This is a genomic window from Microbacterium sp. NPDC087592 (assembly GCF_044743585.1).
Lineage (GTDB): Bacteria > Actinomycetota > Actinomycetes > Actinomycetales > Microbacteriaceae > Microbacterium.
Genome location: NZ_JBIUWT010000001.1, coordinates 1,778,798 through 1,793,877 on the forward strand (window position 1 = coordinate 1,778,798; position 15,080 = coordinate 1,793,877).

General features: G+C 69.2%; 14 protein-coding genes. 7 read left to right on the forward strand and 7 right to left on the reverse strand.

Annotation, left to right across the window (positions count from 1 at the left end; translation table 11 throughout):
- Window positions 1–30: 30 nt before the first annotated feature.
- Window positions 31–1,047 carry a magnesium/cobalt transporter CorA gene (gene corA, locus ACIOTO_RS08485; RefSeq protein ID WP_400857426.1) on the forward strand — a complete coding sequence of 339 codons (1,017 nt, stop codon included), beginning with the start codon at window positions 31–33 and terminating at the stop codon, window positions 1,045–1,047.
- 74 nt (window positions 1,048–1,121) lie between these two features.
- Entirely contained in the window at window positions 1,122–1,700 is a 579-nt protein-coding gene (locus ACIOTO_RS08490; protein ID WP_400857427.1) for an isochorismatase family protein, read from the forward strand.
- 8 nt (window positions 1,701–1,708) lie between these two features.
- On the opposite strand, the gene ACIOTO_RS08495 is transcribed toward ACIOTO_RS08490, so the two are convergent.
- Window positions 1,709–1,912 (reverse strand): multidrug transporter, encoded by a 204-nt coding sequence (locus ACIOTO_RS08495; protein ID WP_372467644.1) that lies wholly within the window; start codon window positions 1,910–1,912, stop codon window positions 1,709–1,711.
- A complete protein-coding gene (locus tag ACIOTO_RS08500; RefSeq protein WP_400857428.1) occupies window positions 1,899–3,290 on the reverse strand; it encodes an APC family permease in 1,392 nt (463 codons plus the stop codon). Before ACIOTO_RS08500 ends, ACIOTO_RS08495 begins: the two co-directional genes overlap by 14 nt.
- 263 nt (window positions 3,291–3,553) lie before the next feature.
- On the opposite strand from ACIOTO_RS08500, the gene ACIOTO_RS08505 reads away from it, so the two are divergent.
- The 3 genes from ACIOTO_RS08505 (at window position 3,554) to ACIOTO_RS08515 (ending at window position 5,768) form a co-directional block, all read left to right on the forward strand.
- Window positions 3,554–4,204: an MIP/aquaporin family protein gene (locus ACIOTO_RS08505; protein ID WP_029264398.1), complete on the forward strand. Its 651-nt coding sequence runs from the start codon at window positions 3,554–3,556 to the stop codon at window positions 4,202–4,204.
- An 85-nt stretch (window positions 4,205–4,289) separates the two neighbouring features.
- Entirely contained in the window at window positions 4,290–5,132 is an 843-nt protein-coding gene (locus ACIOTO_RS08510; RefSeq protein WP_400857429.1) for a hypothetical protein, read from the forward strand.
- A gap of 9 nt (window positions 5,133–5,141) precedes the next feature.
- Window positions 5,142–5,768 (forward strand): DUF1684 domain-containing protein, encoded by a 627-nt coding sequence (locus ACIOTO_RS08515; RefSeq protein WP_091032121.1) that lies wholly within the window; start codon window positions 5,142–5,144, stop codon window positions 5,766–5,768.
- A gap of 6 nt (window positions 5,769–5,774) precedes the next feature.
- Here the strand turns inward: ACIOTO_RS08515 and ACIOTO_RS08520 are convergent, their stop codons facing one another.
- The 4 genes from ACIOTO_RS08520 to ACIOTO_RS08535 form a co-directional block, all read right to left on the reverse strand.
- The gene (locus ACIOTO_RS08520; RefSeq protein WP_400858080.1) at window positions 5,775–8,027 is read right to left on the reverse strand and encodes a beta-glucosidase; all 2,253 of its coding nucleotides are present in this window, start codon (window positions 8,025–8,027) and stop codon (window positions 5,775–5,777) included.
- 95 nt (window positions 8,028–8,122) lie between these two features.
- Window positions 8,123–9,013 carry a carbohydrate ABC transporter permease gene (locus ACIOTO_RS08525; RefSeq protein WP_167632750.1) on the reverse strand — a complete coding sequence of 297 codons (891 nt, stop codon included), beginning with the start codon at window positions 9,011–9,013 and terminating at the stop codon, window positions 8,123–8,125.
- Window positions 9,010–9,948, reverse strand: coding sequence for a carbohydrate ABC transporter permease (locus tag ACIOTO_RS08530; RefSeq protein WP_400857430.1), 939 nt, complete (start codon window positions 9,946–9,948; stop codon window positions 9,010–9,012). The genes ACIOTO_RS08525 and ACIOTO_RS08530 overlap by 4 nt, the downstream gene beginning before the upstream one ends.
- On the reverse strand, window positions 9,929–11,224 hold the full coding sequence (locus tag ACIOTO_RS08535) for an extracellular solute-binding protein (protein ID WP_400857431.1): 1,296 nt from the start codon (window positions 11,222–11,224) through the stop codon (window positions 9,929–9,931). Before ACIOTO_RS08535 ends, ACIOTO_RS08530 begins: the two co-directional genes overlap by 20 nt.
- Window positions 11,225–11,388: 164 nt before the next feature.
- Here ACIOTO_RS08535 and ACIOTO_RS08540 point away from each other — a divergent pair, with 164 nt between their 5' ends.
- Entirely contained in the window at window positions 11,389–12,393 is a 1,005-nt protein-coding gene (locus ACIOTO_RS08540; RefSeq protein WP_105711682.1) for a LacI family DNA-binding transcriptional regulator, read from the forward strand.
- 46 nt (window positions 12,394–12,439) lie between these two features.
- Complete coding sequence (locus ACIOTO_RS08545) at window positions 12,440–13,444, forward strand: serine hydrolase domain-containing protein (RefSeq protein ID WP_400857433.1); 1,005 nt, start codon at window positions 12,440–12,442, stop codon at window positions 13,442–13,444.
- A 79-nt stretch (window positions 13,445–13,523) separates the two neighbouring features.
- On the opposite strand, the gene ACIOTO_RS08550 is transcribed toward ACIOTO_RS08545, so the two are convergent.
- Window positions 13,524–15,059, reverse strand: coding sequence for an alpha-N-arabinofuranosidase (locus tag ACIOTO_RS08550; protein ID WP_400857434.1), 1,536 nt, complete (start codon window positions 15,057–15,059; stop codon window positions 13,524–13,526).
- Window positions 15,060–15,080: the final 21 nt, after the last annotated feature.

The following is a 15,080-nucleotide window of genomic DNA, read 5'->3' on the forward strand; positions in this document are numbered from 1 at the left end:
CCGACCTCGGTGCGGAAGGGAAGGGCGACGATGGCGATCATCGACAACGCGATCTACGTGGACGGTGTGCGCACCGAGAATCCGCAGAGCCTGAGCGAGACGTTCGAGCGCATGCGGGAACGCGGCGGGATGAGCTGGATCGGGCTGTACCGGCCCAGCGAGGAAGAGATCCGCGAAGTCGCTGACGAATTCGGCATCCATGCCCTCGTCGTCGAGGACGCGCTGTCGGGACACCAGCGCGCCAAGCTGGAGCGGTACGGCGATGTGCTGTTCATGGTGCTGCGCCCGGCTCGCTACCTCGACGAGGCCGAGGAGGTCGAGTTCGGCGAGGTGCATGTGCTGGTCGGCCCTGATTTCGTCGTGACGATTCGGCATGCCGAATCTCCGGACCTCGGACGCGTGCGGCACCGGCTGGAGAACGACCCGGCGCTGCTCGCCCATGGTCCCGAAGCCGTGCTGTATGCCATCCTCGACGAGGTGGTCGACGAGTACGCGCCGGTCCTCGCAGGACTCGAGAACGACATCGACGAGATCGAGAGCCAGCTCTTCGAGGCAGACGTGGATGCCACGCAGCGCATCTACGAGCTCGGCAGGGAGGTCATCGATTTCCAGCGCGCGACGCAGCCGCTCTCCGGGATGCTCGAGGCGCTGCTGCGCGGCTCGGACAAGTACCTCGTGGGGGAGGAGCTGCGCAGCTACCTGCGCGACGTGCTCGATCACACGCTCCGGGTGAGCGACCGTGCGACGACCTTCCGCACCGTGCTCGACAACGCCCTCACCGTCGAGTCGACGATCGTGGCCCGTCGGCAGAACGAGGAGATGCGGCGGATGACGGAGCTCAGCATCCGTCAGAACGACGAGGTCAAGAAGATCTCGGGCTGGGCGGCGATCCTCTTCGCGCCGACGCTGGTCGGCACGATCTACGGCATGAACTTCGACCACATGCCCGAGCTGCACTGGCTGCTCGGCTATCCGATGGCCATCGGCATGATGGTCGTGCTGGGCTTCAGCCTGTACGCGGTGTTCAAGCGCAAGGGCTGGCTCTGACGCTGTCCGGAACCGTGCGGTCGTTGGCCGGATCGGATCTTGCCCGGCGCCTCGGCGGCGATCACGATGAGTCCATGACGACTTCTCCCGACACCGCCCTGCTGGTCATCGATGCGCAGGAGTCGTTCCGCCAGCGCGCCGACGACTGGGCGGCGACCGCGAACCCGGCAGTGCTCGACAACATCGCACTCCTCGTCGCGCACGCCCGCGAAGTCGGCGACCCGGTCGTGTGGGTCACCCACTCCGAACCGGGGACCGGGGGCGTGTTCGATCCCGCCAACGGGTTCGTGCGGGTGATCGAGGAACTCGAACCTCGGGATTCCGAGGACGCCCTCACCAAGACGACCGTCAACGCGTTCGGGTCCACCGATCTCGAGGAGAGACTGCGGCGCGCCGGCATCGGCCGCGTGGTGGTCTGCGGTATCCGTACCGAGCAGTGCTGCGAGACGACCGCCCGTATCGCCGCCGACCTCGGCTTCGAGGTCGAGTTCGTGACGGATGCGACGACCACCTCCGCCATCCCGGCGCAGGGTGCGCTCGCCGCGGTGTCGGGGCAGGACATCATGCGCCGCACCGAGAGCATCCTCTCGGCGCGCGGGTTCGCAAGTGTCACGACCACGCGGGAGCGGACCGGCGCGGCCGCCGGGGTCTGAACCGCGGCTCAGTCGTCGGCCTCGACTCCGGGGCCGGGCCCCGGACGCACCGGAGCGTCGGGGGCGATGTCGATCCGGGTGTTGCCGTCGTGCTCGCTGACCTCGATGCGCGGGGCGGCGTCGGCCTCGGTGGCATCCGGCGCAGCGGTGAGCTGATCGTGGCGCTTCTCGGCGCTCGTCATGTCTTCGGCGCTGTTCTCAGGCGTGCTCATGATTCTCCTTCGGGTCGGTTTCGGTGTCAGGGGTCTGGGTGGTCCTGAGCGGTGCGCCGCCGGTGCGCTTCCGGTTCCAACGGGCCAGCAGGTACAGGACGCCGCCGACGGCGAGCAGGATCGCACCGAAGAGCCAGACGACCGGGCGCTGCTGGGTGAGCAGCAGGATGCACGAAGCGATGCCGAGCACAGGGACGAACGTCCACACCCGGAAGTGATCGTGCTCGACGTGATCCCGCCGGAGGACCAGCACCGAGATGTTCACGCTGAGGAAGACGACCAGGAGCAGCAGGACCACGGTCTCGGCGAGCGTCGCCAGATCGCCGACGAGGGTGAGCCCCATCGCGACGAGGGTGGTGGTGAGGATCGCGACCCACGGTGTCTTCCGTTTCGGGAGCACGCGGCCGAGCACCGGCGGCAGCAACCCCTGTTCGGCCATTCCGTACGTCAGGCGGCTGACCATGATCATGGTCAGCAGGGCGCCGTTCGCGACGGCGACGAGGGCGATGAGGCTGAACAGCCAAGAGGGGATGCTGACGCCGGTGGCCTCGACCACCGCGAGCAGCGGGCCGCTGGACTCCTGCAGCTCGGCGGGCGGGAGGGCGATCGAGCTCGCGAGGCCGACGAGGACGTAGACCGCGCCGGCGGTGATGAGTGCTCCGAACAGGGCACGCGGGTAGGTGCGCCGCGGATCCTTCACCTCCTCGATCATGTTGGCGGAGGTCTCGAAGCCGACGAACGAGTAGTACGCGATGACGGCTCCCGAGAGCACGGCCATGGCGACGCTCGTGCCCTCGGGCGCCTGGGTCACGCGCGACACGTCGCCGCCTCCGCCGCCGAGGAAGATCGCGACCACGGCGATGACGATCACGAGTCCACTGAGCTCGATCGCCGTCATCACGAGGTTGGCCCCCAGGGATTCGCGGATGCCGCGGGCGTTCAGCAGTCCGACCAGGGCGAGGAAGGCGATGGCGACCGGGATGGTCGGCAGGTCGAGGAAGGTGCCCAGGTAGTCACCCGCGAACGCGATGGCGAGCCCCGCCGCGCTGGTCACGCCCGCCGCGAGCATGCTGAAGCCCACGAGGAACGAGACGAGCGGGCTGTGGAACGCGCGCTCGGCGAAGACCGCGGCCCCGCCCGCGCGTGGGTACTTGGTGACCAGTTCGGCGTAGGAGCCGGCGGTGAGCATGGCGAGCAGCAGCGCCAGGAGCAGCGGCGCCCACAGCATGCCGCCCACCTTCTCGGAGAGCACACCCATCAGCGCGTAGATGCCCGCACCGAGCACATCTCCGAGGATGAAGGCGAACAGCAGCGGGCCGGTGATCGCTCGTCTCAGCCGCGTGGGGGCCTCGGCGCCGGAGGCAGTCTCGGTGGTCATCCTCGCACGCTACGGGGAAGGGGGGAGCGCGGGCCACGGGGTTGACATCACCGGCGTGATTCCGGCATCCGGACGCTGTGGATGTCGCCGCGATCGGGGCACGCACCTGAGTTCAGGGAATTCACAGCAATACCGCGCGGCTTCCCGATATTCCGGTGCGCGCAGCGATAGCGTCGGTGCCGCACGAGGGGTGCGTCGGCCAGGGTGCGCGGGCAAACGGATGACTTTCCCCTCTCCTGAATTCCCAAGCAAAGGGCTCTCTCATGACTGGTACGGCACGCAAGGCGCTCGCAGAAGCGGTCGCCACCTTCCTCTTCGTTCTCGCGATCATCGCGGCGGTGAACAGCGACAGTCCGCTGACGCCCCTCGCGATCGGTTTCACCCTGATGGTGCTCGTGTTCTCCACGGGTCACATCTCGGGCGCCCACCTCAACCCGGCCGTCTCGGTCGGTGTGTTCCTGCGCGGCGGCCTCAGCGTCGCCGACTTCATCGCCTACCTCGTCGCACAGTTCGTCGGTGGCGCGGTGGCCGCACTCGTCAGCATGTCGGTCTGGCCGGCCGGCGCAGAGGCCATGGTCATCGAGGTCGGCCCGGCGTTCCTCGTCGAAGCGCTGTTCACGCTGATCCTCGTGTGGGTCGTGCTCAACACCGCCACCTCGAAGGACACCGCGGGCAACTCCTTCTACGGCCTCGCGATCGGTGCGACCGTGTTCGTGGGCGCGGCCACGGTCGGATCGATCTCGGGCGGCGGTTTCAACCCGGCCGTCGCGCTCGGCCTCTCGGTCAGCGGTCACTTCGCGTGGAGCTCGCTGTGGCTCTACATCGCCGCCCCGGTCGTGGGCGCCGTGATCGCCGCGATCCTGTTCCGCGTGCTCAACACGGACGACGCCAAGAAGATCGCCGCAGCGGAGTAACTCGCGCTGCACGGCCGAAGCGCCGCATCCTCTTCGGAGGGTGCGGCGCTTCTGCGTGTGTGGGACCTGTGGGAGCCTGGAACCGATGGACACCACCCCGGCGCCGCGGCGCACACTCCTGGTCGGATTCGGCAAGCTCGGCGCGCGCCTGGCGCCACGGCTTCTCAACGACGGCGGTGAGGTCTTCGCTCTGCGGCGGAGTGACGGGGAGCTGCCCGCCGGCGTGGTCGGCATCCGCGGTGATCTCGCGCGGCCGCTCACGACCCCGCTTCCCGTCGTCGACGCGATCGTGATCACGCTGCCGCCCGGCAGCACCGAACACTCCTACCGCACGGCGCTCGGCCACCTCCGGGATGCCCTGCCGGCGATGCCCGCTCGCACCGTGTTCGTGTCGTCGACCGGTGTCTTCGAAGGGAGTGCCTTCACGGCCGACCGTCCTCTCACCGAGCAGGACGAGCCCGCGGCCGAGACCGAGCGCTCGCGGGGGCTCCGTGACGGCGAGCGGGCGGCGGCCGAACTGTTCGACGCCGTGGTCGTGCGACCGGCGGGGATCTACGGTCCCGGTCGCGAGTTCCTGCTGCGTAAGGTCCGCGAGGGCGCGGCGGTCGACCACTCCCGGCTCACGAACCGCATCCACGAGACCGACCTCGTGCGCACGCTCGACCTGCTGCTGCGCACCGACGACCCGCCGCGGCTGGTACACGCGGTCGACGAACGACCGGCACCTCTCGGTGACGTCGTCCGCTTCCTCGCCGGGGAGCTGGGCGTCGCTGTTCCACCCGACGAGGCATCCGACGGCCCGCGCGGGTTCGTGTACGACGGGTCGCTGCTCCACTCGCTGCTCGGGCGTCTCGACTACCCCACCTACGAAGAGGGGTACGCCGAGATGATCGCCGGATCCGCCTCGCACCCGCTGCCCGGCCCGTAGCCTGGACGCATGACGAGCACCCGCACGAGCGCCCGCACCGCCCTCGAAGTCGCCGACTGGCGCCGACGGGTCTTCGCCCTGTACGACGCCGTGCGTCTCGCCGACTCGCCTGAAGACGCTCATGAGCTGTGGCGGATGGAGCGCGACGAGCTGATGCTCCACCACCCCGCGACGCCGCTGCTGCCCGAGGACCGGCCGCTGTTCGAGGGTCTGCCCCTCGCGTCCTACGATCCGGACTGGCGCTTCGAGCTGCCGATCCTGCCCGCCGATCCCGGCGGCTTCGACTTCGCGACGGGGACCGACGGTGTCGTACCGTTCGAGCGCATCGGCCGGGTCGAGATCCCCGATGCCGGATCGCTCGACGTCTGGCGACTCACCACCTACGGCGGCGGTCTGTTCATCCCGGTGCGCGACGCGCTCGCCGGACGCGAGGGCGGAACGTACGGCGGCGGTCGCTACCTGATCGACACGATCAAGGGCGCCGACCTGGGATCGGATGCCGCGCGCGGCACGATCGTGCTCGACTTCAACTTCGCCTACAACCCGTCCTGCGCCTACGACCCGGCCTGGGCATGCCCGCTCGCGCAGCCGGGCAACGTGCTCGCCGTTCCAGTTCCCGTCGGGGAGATGTACTGACGGCTCTCAGCCGACGATCTCGATCGCGGTCGAGGTCTCCTCGTCGTCACAGGCGGCCCCGACCCACAGCCGGATCCGCCCCGGTTCCACCCTCCGCACACCGTCGACGCCCGTGAACGCGAGGCGCTCGGTCGGCACCGTGAACTCCACGCGCTGCTCCGCGCCCGGTTCCAGCGAGACCCGCTGGAACCCGATCAGCTGCGCGACCGGGCGGGCCACGCTCGCGACCTCGTCGTGCGCATACAGCTGCACGACGTCGGTGCCCGCGCGGGAGCCGGAGTTACGGACGAGCACAGACGCTCGGAACTCCGCGCCCGCACCGACCGTCGCGTCGGCCGTCAGCTGCTCGTGTGCGAAGGTCGTGTAGCCGAGTCCGAATCCGAACGGCCGCGCCGGTGAGGGGTCGACGCTCGACACGTCCGTGCGTCCGCCGAGCGCGGGATGCAGGTACGAATAGGGCTGCACGCCCGCCGACCGCGGCAGCGACACCGGGAGCCGTCCCGACGGGGCGACGGCCCCGCTCAACACGGCCGCGACGGCCGGGCCCCCTTCTTCGCCGGGGAAGAACGCCTGCAGCACGGCCGCCGGGAGCGAGCGCTTCTCGGTGGCGGCAGTGCCGGCCGGAGCAGGCGAGTTCACCGACCCCAGGCCGGCGGTCAGTCCGGCGCCCGACTCCCGATGCGGCAGTGCCCAGTCCAGCGCGTACGGGCGACCGGTGAGCGCGACGACGACCACCGGGGTGCCGGTCGCGACGACGGCCTCGACCAGGGCGCGCTGCACCCCGGGGAGTTCCAGCGAGTCGACGTCGTTGCCTTCGCCGACCGTGCCGCGCCCGAACAGTCCAGCGCGGTCGCCGACCACGACGATCGCCACGTCGGCCTCGCCAGCGGCGGTGACCGCGGCCGGGAATCCACTGCGGTCCTCGCCCTCGACCTCGCCGCCGACGACATGGGTGATCGTGGCGGCGGGGAGCTCGGCGCGGAGTCCGTCGAGCACGCTCGGCAGGGCGATGCCGGCGGGCACCTCGGGGTGGTGCGCGAGCACGTGGTTCACGAACGAATAGCAGCCCATGAGAGCCTCCGCGCTGTCGGCGTTCGGTCCGATGACCGCGATCCGTGGCGCACCGGAGGCATCCAGCGGCAGCACGCCGTCGTTGCTCAGCAGCACGATCGACTCCTCAGCGAGGCGGCGGGCGAGTGCGCGATGCTCGGGGGAATCGAGGTCGATCGCGGCGGGCGCGACCGTGAAGTCGGCATCCAGCAGTCCCAGCTCCTCCTTCTGCGTCAGGACGCGTCCGACCGCCCGGTCCAGGATGCTCTGCTCCAGCGACCCGTCGCGCACCTGCGTGGCGAGGGTCGTGTACGCGTCGGGGGAGGGCAGCTCCACGTCGATCCCCGCGGTGATCGCCAGCGCGGCGGCCTGCTCGGAGTCGGCCGCGACGTGATGCATGCTCTGCAGGAAGTCCACGGCGAAGTAGTCCGACACGACCACCCCGTCGAAGCCCCAGCGTCCGCGCAGCACCTCGTCGAGGTAGTACGGATCGGCGGCCACCGGCACCCCGTCGATGTCGGTGTACGAGTTCATGACGCTGCGCACCCCGCCCTCGCGCACAGCCATCTCGAACGGCGGGAGCAGCACGTCCTCGATCTCGCGCCGCCCGGCGTGCACCGGCGCGTGATTGCGGCCGGCGGTCGACGCCGAGTATCCGACGAAGTGCTTGAGGGTGGCGTGCACGCCCTCCGACTGCAGGCCGCGGACGTAGGCGGTGCCGACGGTTCCCACGAGCAGCGGGTCCTCGGCGATGCACTCGTCGACGCGCCCCCACCGCGGATCGCGGACGACGTCGAGCACGGGAGCGAGTCCTTGATGGATGCCGAGTGTCCGCATCGACGATCCGATCGCCCGCCCCACCTCCTCGACCAGCTCGGGATCGAAGGATGCGCCCCACGCGAGCGGGGTCGGGAAGGTCGCCGCCTGCCAGGCAGCCAGGCCGGTCAGGCACTCCTCGTGTACCAGGGCCGGGATGCCCAGCCGGGTCTCGCGCTGCAGCCGTGCCTGCTCACCCCACAGCCACTGCGCGCGCTCGATCGGGTCGACCGGGCGCGTGCCGTACACGCGCGTCAGGTGGCCGATGCCGTGCGCCGTCGCATCCTCGTACCGGGTCGAGGTCTTCTTCTCGCCGGCCATCGGGGCGACGAGTTCGTCTCCCTGATCCACCCAGAAGCCGACGAGCTGCGCCTGCTTCTCCTCGAGCGTCATCTGCTCGAGGAGGCCCTCGACGCGCGGGGAGAATCGGGGGCGGGATGTGGGAGCGAGCACGTGCGTCTCTTTCTGTGGGGTCTGCGTCGACATCGTCAGCCCTTGACCGCGCCGGTCAGTCCGCCGACGATGCGGCGCTCGAAGAGGCTGAAGAAGATCAGGGCGGGGATCATCGACAGCGAGGTGAAGGCGAGGACCTTCGCGGTGTCGACCGAGTACTGCGACGCGAACGACTGCACGCCCAGCGGGAGGGTGAAAGCCGCCGCATCGTTGAGCACGAACAGCGGGAGGAGGTATCCGTTCCAGCTGCCGATGAACGCGAGGATGCCGGTGGTGATCACACCGGGGATCGAGAGCGGCAGCACCATGCGCCAGAAGAAGCCGATCCGGCTGCATCCGTCGATAAACGCCGCCTCCTGGATCTCGTCGGGGATGGCGCGCAGGAACGGGACCAGGATGATGATCGTCGTCGGCAGGGCGAAGGCGATCTGCGGCAGGATGACCCCGCCGAGCGAGTTCATCAGCCCGAGGCTGCGCACCACGATGTACAGCGGGGTGATCGCGACCGTCAGCGGGAACATGAGCCCCGCGGCGAAGAACGCGTAGAGCACTCCGCGGCCGGCGAACCGGTAGCGGGCGAGCACGTACGCGGCCATCAGCCCCAGCGCGACGACGCCGATCGTGGTGGCGAGGGCGACGATGGTGGAGTTGAGCACCTGCCGCCAGAACACGCCACCGGTGATGACGTCGAAGTAGTTGGAGAACACCCACGGCTGCGGCATCCCCGACGGGTCGGTCGTGATCTGCGCGTTCGTGCGGAATCCGCCGATGATGATGTACGCGATCGGGGCGAGCATGAGCCCGACGACGATCAGCGCGACGAAGTAGACGGTCGGGTTGGCCCAGGGCGGCCGCGGGCGCGGAGTGCGTCCGGGGCGCCCGGCGCGTCCGGGTCGCTGGGTGACGAGTACCGAGGTGGCGGTCATGGCGTCGTCCTCTTCTTCCGTGCAGGGGCGCCGGTGAGGGCGCCGTCCGTGTCGCGACGTAGCACCGCGCGCTGGTAGATCAGTGCCACGACGAGCGAGATCAGGAACAGGACGACCGCGACCGCGTTGCCGTACCCGAAGTTGCCGGCGTTGCGCCCCTCGGAGACCATGTAGGTCGCCATGGTCGAGGTGCCGGCGGTGGAGGCGATGTACTGCCCCCAGATGATGTAGACCAGGTCGAACAGCTGCAGCGAGCCGATGATCGACAGGAACGCCCAGATGCGCAGGGTCGGCGCGAGCAGCGGCAGCGTGATGCGCCACTGGATCTGCCAGTAGGAGGCGCCGTCGATCGAGGCGGCCTCGTGCAGCTCCTCCGGAATGCCCTGCAGCCCCGCGAGGAACAGGATCACCGCGAACCCGACGTACTTCCAGGTGATGATCACCATCAGCGTCCAGATCGCGATGTCCGGGTTCGAGAGCCAGTCGTTCGCGAGGAACCCGAGGCCCATCTTCTCCAGCAGGTCGTTGAACGCGCCGCTGGTCTGCAGCATCAGGCTCCAGCCCGTGCCCACCACGACCTCGGAGATCACGTAGGGGATGAAGATCAGCACGCGGATCAGCGACTGGCCGCGCATCCGCCGGTTGAGCAGGAGCGCGAGGAGGATCGCCGCCGGTCCCTGCAGGATGAGCGAGAACACGAGGATGAACCCGTTGTGGGCCAGCGCATCGTGGAACAGCGGATCCTGCAGGATCGTCAGATAGTTCTTCAGCCCGACGAAGTCGGTGGGCGGGCCGTAGCCCTGCCAGCTGAAGAAGCCGTAGTAGCCCGCCATCAGCACCGGGAAGATGACGAAGGCGAGGAAGACCAGGAGGGCGGGCCCGGCCAGAAGGATCACTTCCAGCCGGGCGGCCGCCTTATGCCTTGGCCGCGGCATCCTGGACGGCCTTGACGATGTCCTCCGGGGTTCCTTGACCGGCGAGCATGTTGACCACGGCGACGTTGAGCGCGTTGCCCACGTTCTGTCCGTAGACCGTGTCGAGCCACTGCGTCGCGTACGGCGCCGCGTTGTAGGCCGCGAGGATGTCCTTGAGGTACTGCTCGGTCACGGCCTCCTGCGCCACGGTGTTGACCGGCGGGGCGTTGAACGCCTTGTAGTAGGCGGTCTGCACGTCGGACGTGCCGAGGTAGTTGAGGAAGTCGACGCAGGCGTCGGGCGCATCCACCGAGCACGAGTATCCGTCGACGCCGCCCATCATTGAGCCGGCCTCACCGTCGCCGCCCTCGACCTCGGGGAACGGGAACCACGACAGGTCGGGCAGCGGCTTCTGGTCGGGCGTGAGCGATCCGATGACGCCGGGGTTCCACGCGCCCATGAGCTCCATGCCGGCCTGGTGGTTGGCGATGAGACCCGCCGAGCTGCCCGCACCCTGCTGGGCGGTGGTGGTGAGGAAGCCGGAGTTGAACGGCTCGGTGGCCGCGAACGCCTGCAGGTCTTCGCCCGCGCGCACCCAGCAGTCGTCGTCGAAGTTCATCTCGTCGGCGGCCTTGGCGAGCGTCTCGGCACTGCATTCGCGCAGCGCCAGCCAGTAGTACCAGTGGGCTGCGGGCCAGGCATCCTTCGCGCCGAGGGCGACCGGGTCGATGCCGGCGGCCTTGAGCTTCTCGGTGGCGGCCTCGAGCTCGTCCATCGTGGTGGGGTTCTCGGTGATGCCGGCCTCGTCGAACAGGTCCTGGCTGTAGAAGAGTCCGCCGGGGAGCACGGCCACCGGCATCGCATAGATCTTGTCGTCCAGGCTGCTGGCCGAGTAGGCGGCGTCGGAGATCTCCTCCGCAGCACCACCGCTGATCGAGTCGGTCAGGTCCTTGAGCTGGCCGGCCTTGACCATCGCGGCCATCTTGCCGCCGCCGCGCTGCAGGAAGATGTCGGGAGCATCGCCGGAGTTGAGCGCGGTCTGGAGCTTGCCGTCGAGGTCTTCGTTCTGGATCGACTGGATCTCGATCGTGACCCCGGGGTTCTCCTTCTCGAAGTCGGCGACGGTCTGCTCCCAGAACTCGACGCCGGGTCCGGTGGTGGAGTTGTGCCAGAGCGTCATGGCGGCGTCGCCGCCACCTCCGCCGTCGGGGGTGCTGGCCGTGCACCCGCTGAGTGCGAGAGTTCCGACGGCGGCTATCGCGGCCGCGGAGATCAAGGAACGCCGTGTGCTGTTCATGTGATGGTTCTCCTCATCGAGAGTTGCGCCGCGTCTCTGCAGGCGCCGCGGCATCAGGGGGTGTGACCGCGTCGCGTTGCAGTCTGCTGTCGTTCGTGAGGACCGTCAAACGTTTTCGAAAACAGTTTCCATCGCGGCCGCATCCCCGGATACGCTGGGCGACCATGAGCGGGAGAACCACGATCCACGACGTCGCGAAGGCTGCCGGCGTCTCGGTGTCGACCGTGTCGAAGGCGGTGAACGGACGCTACGGGATCGCGGATGCGACGGTCCGGCGCGTGCTCGACGTGGTGCAGGAACTGGGTTACGAATCGAGCCTGGTGGCGAGCAGCATGCGCGCCAGGCGCACCGGTGTGATCGGGGTGCTCCTGGCCGACTTCGAGCCGTTCAGCGCCGAGATCCTCAAGGGCGTCGGCGCGGCCGTGCACGACACCGCCTTCGACCTGCTGGCGTACAGCGGTTCGCGGCACGGACAGGGCGAAGGGTGGGAGCGGCGGTCACTCAGTCGGCTCTCCGGCACCCTCATCGACGCCGCGATCATGGTCACCCCCACGGTCGTCGGCGCGTCGACCGAGATCCCCGTCGTCGCGATCGACCCGCACACCGGCCGCGCCGACCTGCCGACCGTCGAGTCGGACAGCTTCGGCGGCGCGCTGACGGCGACCCGGCACCTGCTCGACCTCGGCCACCGCCGCATCAGCTTCCTGGGCGGGCGCCCCGATCTGCGATCCGCGGGCCTGCGCGATGCCGGGTATCGACGCGCGCTGAGCGACGCCGGCATCCCGGTCGATCCCGATCTGATCCGCTCCGGTCGCTACGAGCTCGAGGCCACGAGGGATTCGGCGCGGATCCTGCTGGCCGGGCCGTCCCGGCCCACGGCCGTGTTCGCCGCGAACGACCTCTCGGCCATCGCCGTGATCGAGGTCGCGCACGAGCTGGGGCTCCGGGTGCCGGAAGACCTCTCGGTGGTGGGGTTCGATGACGTGCCGGAGGCCTCCCGCCGCGCCCTGCCTCTCACCACGATCCAGCAGCCGATGCGTCGCCTGGGGTCGGTGGCGGCCGAGATGGTCTTCGCCCTCCTCGCCGGGCAGCCCGTCGAGGAGATGCACGTCACGCTACCGACGAGACTGGTGGTGCGGGCGACCACCGCCGCGATCGGAAACGAGTAAGAGAAGACCCGTCAGCGAAGACGAGTACGAGAAGGGGTACGGACACATGACCACTGCGAGAACGGATGTCGCACTGGCCCTGCACGAGGCCGCCGAGGCGAACGGATTCAGCGGGGTGATCCGCGTCGACCGTCCCGGCGAAGAACCGTTCGCCCGCGGGTACGGGCTCGCGGACCGCGCCCACGGCCTGCCGATGGCGGCGGAGAGCCGGTGCGGCGTCGCCAGCATCGCGAAGGGTTTCACCGCGGTCACGATCGGAGCGCTCGTCGATGACGGGACGCTCGCGCTCGACGACCTGGTGAGGCCCTTCCTCGGCGACGATCTCCCGCTCGTCGACGACGCCGTCACGGTCGAGCACCTGCTGTCCCACACGTCGGGCATCGGCGACTACATCGACGAGTCGAGCGGTTCGATCACCGACTACGTGATCGACCGCCCCCTGCATGAGCTCGACAACACCGAGGCGTTCGTGCCGGTGCTCGACGGCCGGCCGCAGGTGAGCGCGCCGGGCTCGCGATTCGCCTACTGCAACAGCGGTTTCGTGCTGCTGGCGCTGGTGGCGGAGCGCGCGTCGAAGACGCCGTTCCACGAGCTCGTCCAGGAGCGCGTCTTCGCTCCCGCCGGGATGGCGTCGAGCGGATATCCCCGCACCGACGACATGCCGGGGGATCTCGCTCTCGGGTACCTGGGCGACACCGACGACCGCACGAACGTGCTCCATCTGCCGGTGCGCGGGAGCGGAGACGGCGGCGCGGCCACGACGGCCGCCGATCTGCACGCGTTCTGGACGGCGCTGTTCGATCACCGGATCGTGAGCGCGCAGATGCTGGCCGTGCTCACCGAACCGCTGAACGAGGTCGAGGACGAGAACATGCGCTACGCGCGGGGCTTCTGGCGCGGATGGGAATCGGGCACCGTGATCCTCGAGGGGTACGACGCCGGAGTCTCGGCGCGCACCTGGCACGACCCCGAATCGGGCGTGACGGGGACCGTCATCGCGAACGCCTCGGACGGCGCCTGGCCGGTCCTGGAGGCCGTCGACTGGCCCTGAGAGTGGTTGCCCTGAGCGCCGTGACCGCGTGCGTCCCGCGGGCTCGGCGACCTCGAGGTCGCCGAGCCCGCCGGACGTCTCAGGCCCGAGCGGCGTCGAGCTCGATGACCGACCAGGAGAGTGGCGGCAGCGTCGCGCGCACGGCGCCGTCGACGACCTCGGCGGCCCCGAGCGGCACCATGTGCACGCTGTCGGGCGTGGTCTCGAGGTTCGACGTGTGGCGGTCGCCACCCTCGGGGATCGTCAGGGTCTCGGCGGTGACCACGCGCAGGTCGCCGAGTCCGTGCAGGTCGATCGTCAGATCGCTCGACTCGTCGAGTGAGCGGTTCGCGACGAACACGACTACCCGTCCGGTCGCCTCGTCCCAGGTCGCCGCCGCGTCGACAGCGTCGACCCCGCCGTAGCGCTTCGTCTTGATCTGCGGAGCCGACACCGCGAGGCGCAGGATGCGGCCCTTCGCGAGCCGAGCCATCCGCTCGAACGGCCAGAAGCTCGTCTGCCGCCAGGCCGGACCGTTCTCCTCCGAGCGGATCGGGGCGATCACGTTCACGAGCTGCGCCTGGTTGGCGATCTTCACGCGGTCACCGTGCCGCAGCAAGCTGTTGAGCAGGGTGCCGACCACGACGGCATCCGTCACCGAGTACGTGTCCTCGATGAGTCGCGGATGCTGACGCCATCCGGCCTTCTCGATCTCCTTCGCCTCGACGTCGTTGTACTTCACCTGGTCCCACACGTTCCACTCGTCGAACGAGATGTCGATCTGCTTCGTGTGCTTGCCGGATGCCTTGACCGCGTCGATCGTGGCGATGACACCCTCGATGAACGCGTCCATGTCGACGGACTCGGCGAGGAACGACTCGGCGTCGCCGTCGTGCTCCTGGTAGTACGCGTGCATCGAGATGAAGTCGACCTCGTCGTAGGCGTGGGTGAGAACCGTGTGCTCCCAGGTGCCGAACGTCGGCATCGTCCGCCCCGACGAGCCGACGGCGACGAGCTCGATCGACGGGTCGACCAGACGCATCGCCTTGGCGGACTCCTGGGCGAGCCGCCCGTACTCGGTCGCGGTCTTGCCGCCGATCTGCCAGGGGCCGTCCAGCTCGTTGCCCAGGCACCACAGCTTGATGTCGAAGGGCTGCTCCGCACCGTTCTTGCGGCGCAGATCCGACCAGTACGTGCCGCCGGGGTGGTTCGCGTACTCGACGAGTGCGCGCGCCTCCTCGACGCCGCGGGTGCCGAGGTTGACGGCCTCCATCACCTCGACATCCGCCTCCTTCGCCCAGTCCATGAACTCGTGCAGGCCGAAGGCGTTCGTCTCGATCGTGTGCCAGGCGCCGTCGATGCGCACCGGCCGGTCCTCGACCGGGCCGACGCCGTCTTCCCAGCGGTAGCCCGAGACGAAGTTGCCGCCGGGGTAGCGGACCACGGTCGGTCCCATCTCCTTCACGAGCGCCAGCACGTCCTGCCGGAAACCGCGCTCGTCGGCCTGCGGGTGCCCCGGCTCGTAGATGCCGGTGTAGACGCAGCGCCCCATGTGCTCGACGAACGAGCCGAAGAGCCTCCGGGGGACGTCGGCGATCGTGAAGTCGCGGTCGATGGTGATGCGGGCCTGAGACATTGCTCTCCTAGATTTCTGGCT

Bases quoted from the DNA above. Each gene is read 5' to 3' on its own strand.
- corA (WP_400857426.1), top strand. From the start codon at position 31: ATGGCGATCATCGACAACGCGATCTACGTGGACGGTGTGCGCACCGAG.
- ACIOTO_RS08490 (WP_400857427.1), top strand. From the start codon at position 1,122: ATGACGACTTCTCCCGACACCGCCCTGCTGGTCATCGATGCGCAGGAG.
- ACIOTO_RS08495 (WP_372467644.1), bottom strand. From the start codon at position 1,912: ATGAGCACGCCTGAGAACAGCGCCGAAGACATGACGAGCGCCGAGAAG.
- ACIOTO_RS08500 (WP_400857428.1), bottom strand. From the start codon at position 3,290: ATGACCACCGAGACTGCCTCCGGCGCCGAGGCCCCCACGCGGCTGAGA.
- ACIOTO_RS08505 (WP_029264398.1), top strand. From the start codon at position 3,554: ATGACTGGTACGGCACGCAAGGCGCTCGCAGAAGCGGTCGCCACCTTC.
- ACIOTO_RS08510 (WP_400857429.1), top strand. From the start codon at position 4,290: ATGGACACCACCCCGGCGCCGCGGCGCACACTCCTGGTCGGATTCGGC.
- ACIOTO_RS08515 (WP_091032121.1), top strand. From the start codon at position 5,142: ATGACGAGCACCCGCACGAGCGCCCGCACCGCCCTCGAAGTCGCCGAC.
- ACIOTO_RS08520 (WP_400858080.1), bottom strand. From the start codon at position 8,027: ATGACGCTCGAGGAGAAGCAGGCGCAGCTCGTCGGCTTCTGGGTGGAT.
- ACIOTO_RS08525 (WP_167632750.1), bottom strand. From the start codon at position 9,013: ATGACCGCCACCTCGGTACTCGTCACCCAGCGACCCGGACGCGCCGGG.
- ACIOTO_RS08530 (WP_400857430.1), bottom strand. From the start codon at position 9,948: ATGCCGCGGCCAAGGCATAAGGCGGCCGCCCGGCTGGAAGTGATCCTT.
- ACIOTO_RS08535 (WP_400857431.1), bottom strand. From the start codon at position 11,224: ATGAACAGCACACGGCGTTCCTTGATCTCCGCGGCCGCGATAGCCGCC.
- ACIOTO_RS08540 (WP_105711682.1), top strand. From the start codon at position 11,389: ATGAGCGGGAGAACCACGATCCACGACGTCGCGAAGGCTGCCGGCGTC.
- ACIOTO_RS08545 (WP_400857433.1), top strand. From the start codon at position 12,440: ATGACCACTGCGAGAACGGATGTCGCACTGGCCCTGCACGAGGCCGCC.
- ACIOTO_RS08550 (WP_400857434.1), bottom strand. From the start codon at position 15,059: ATGTCTCAGGCCCGCATCACCATCGACCGCGACTTCACGATCGCCGAC.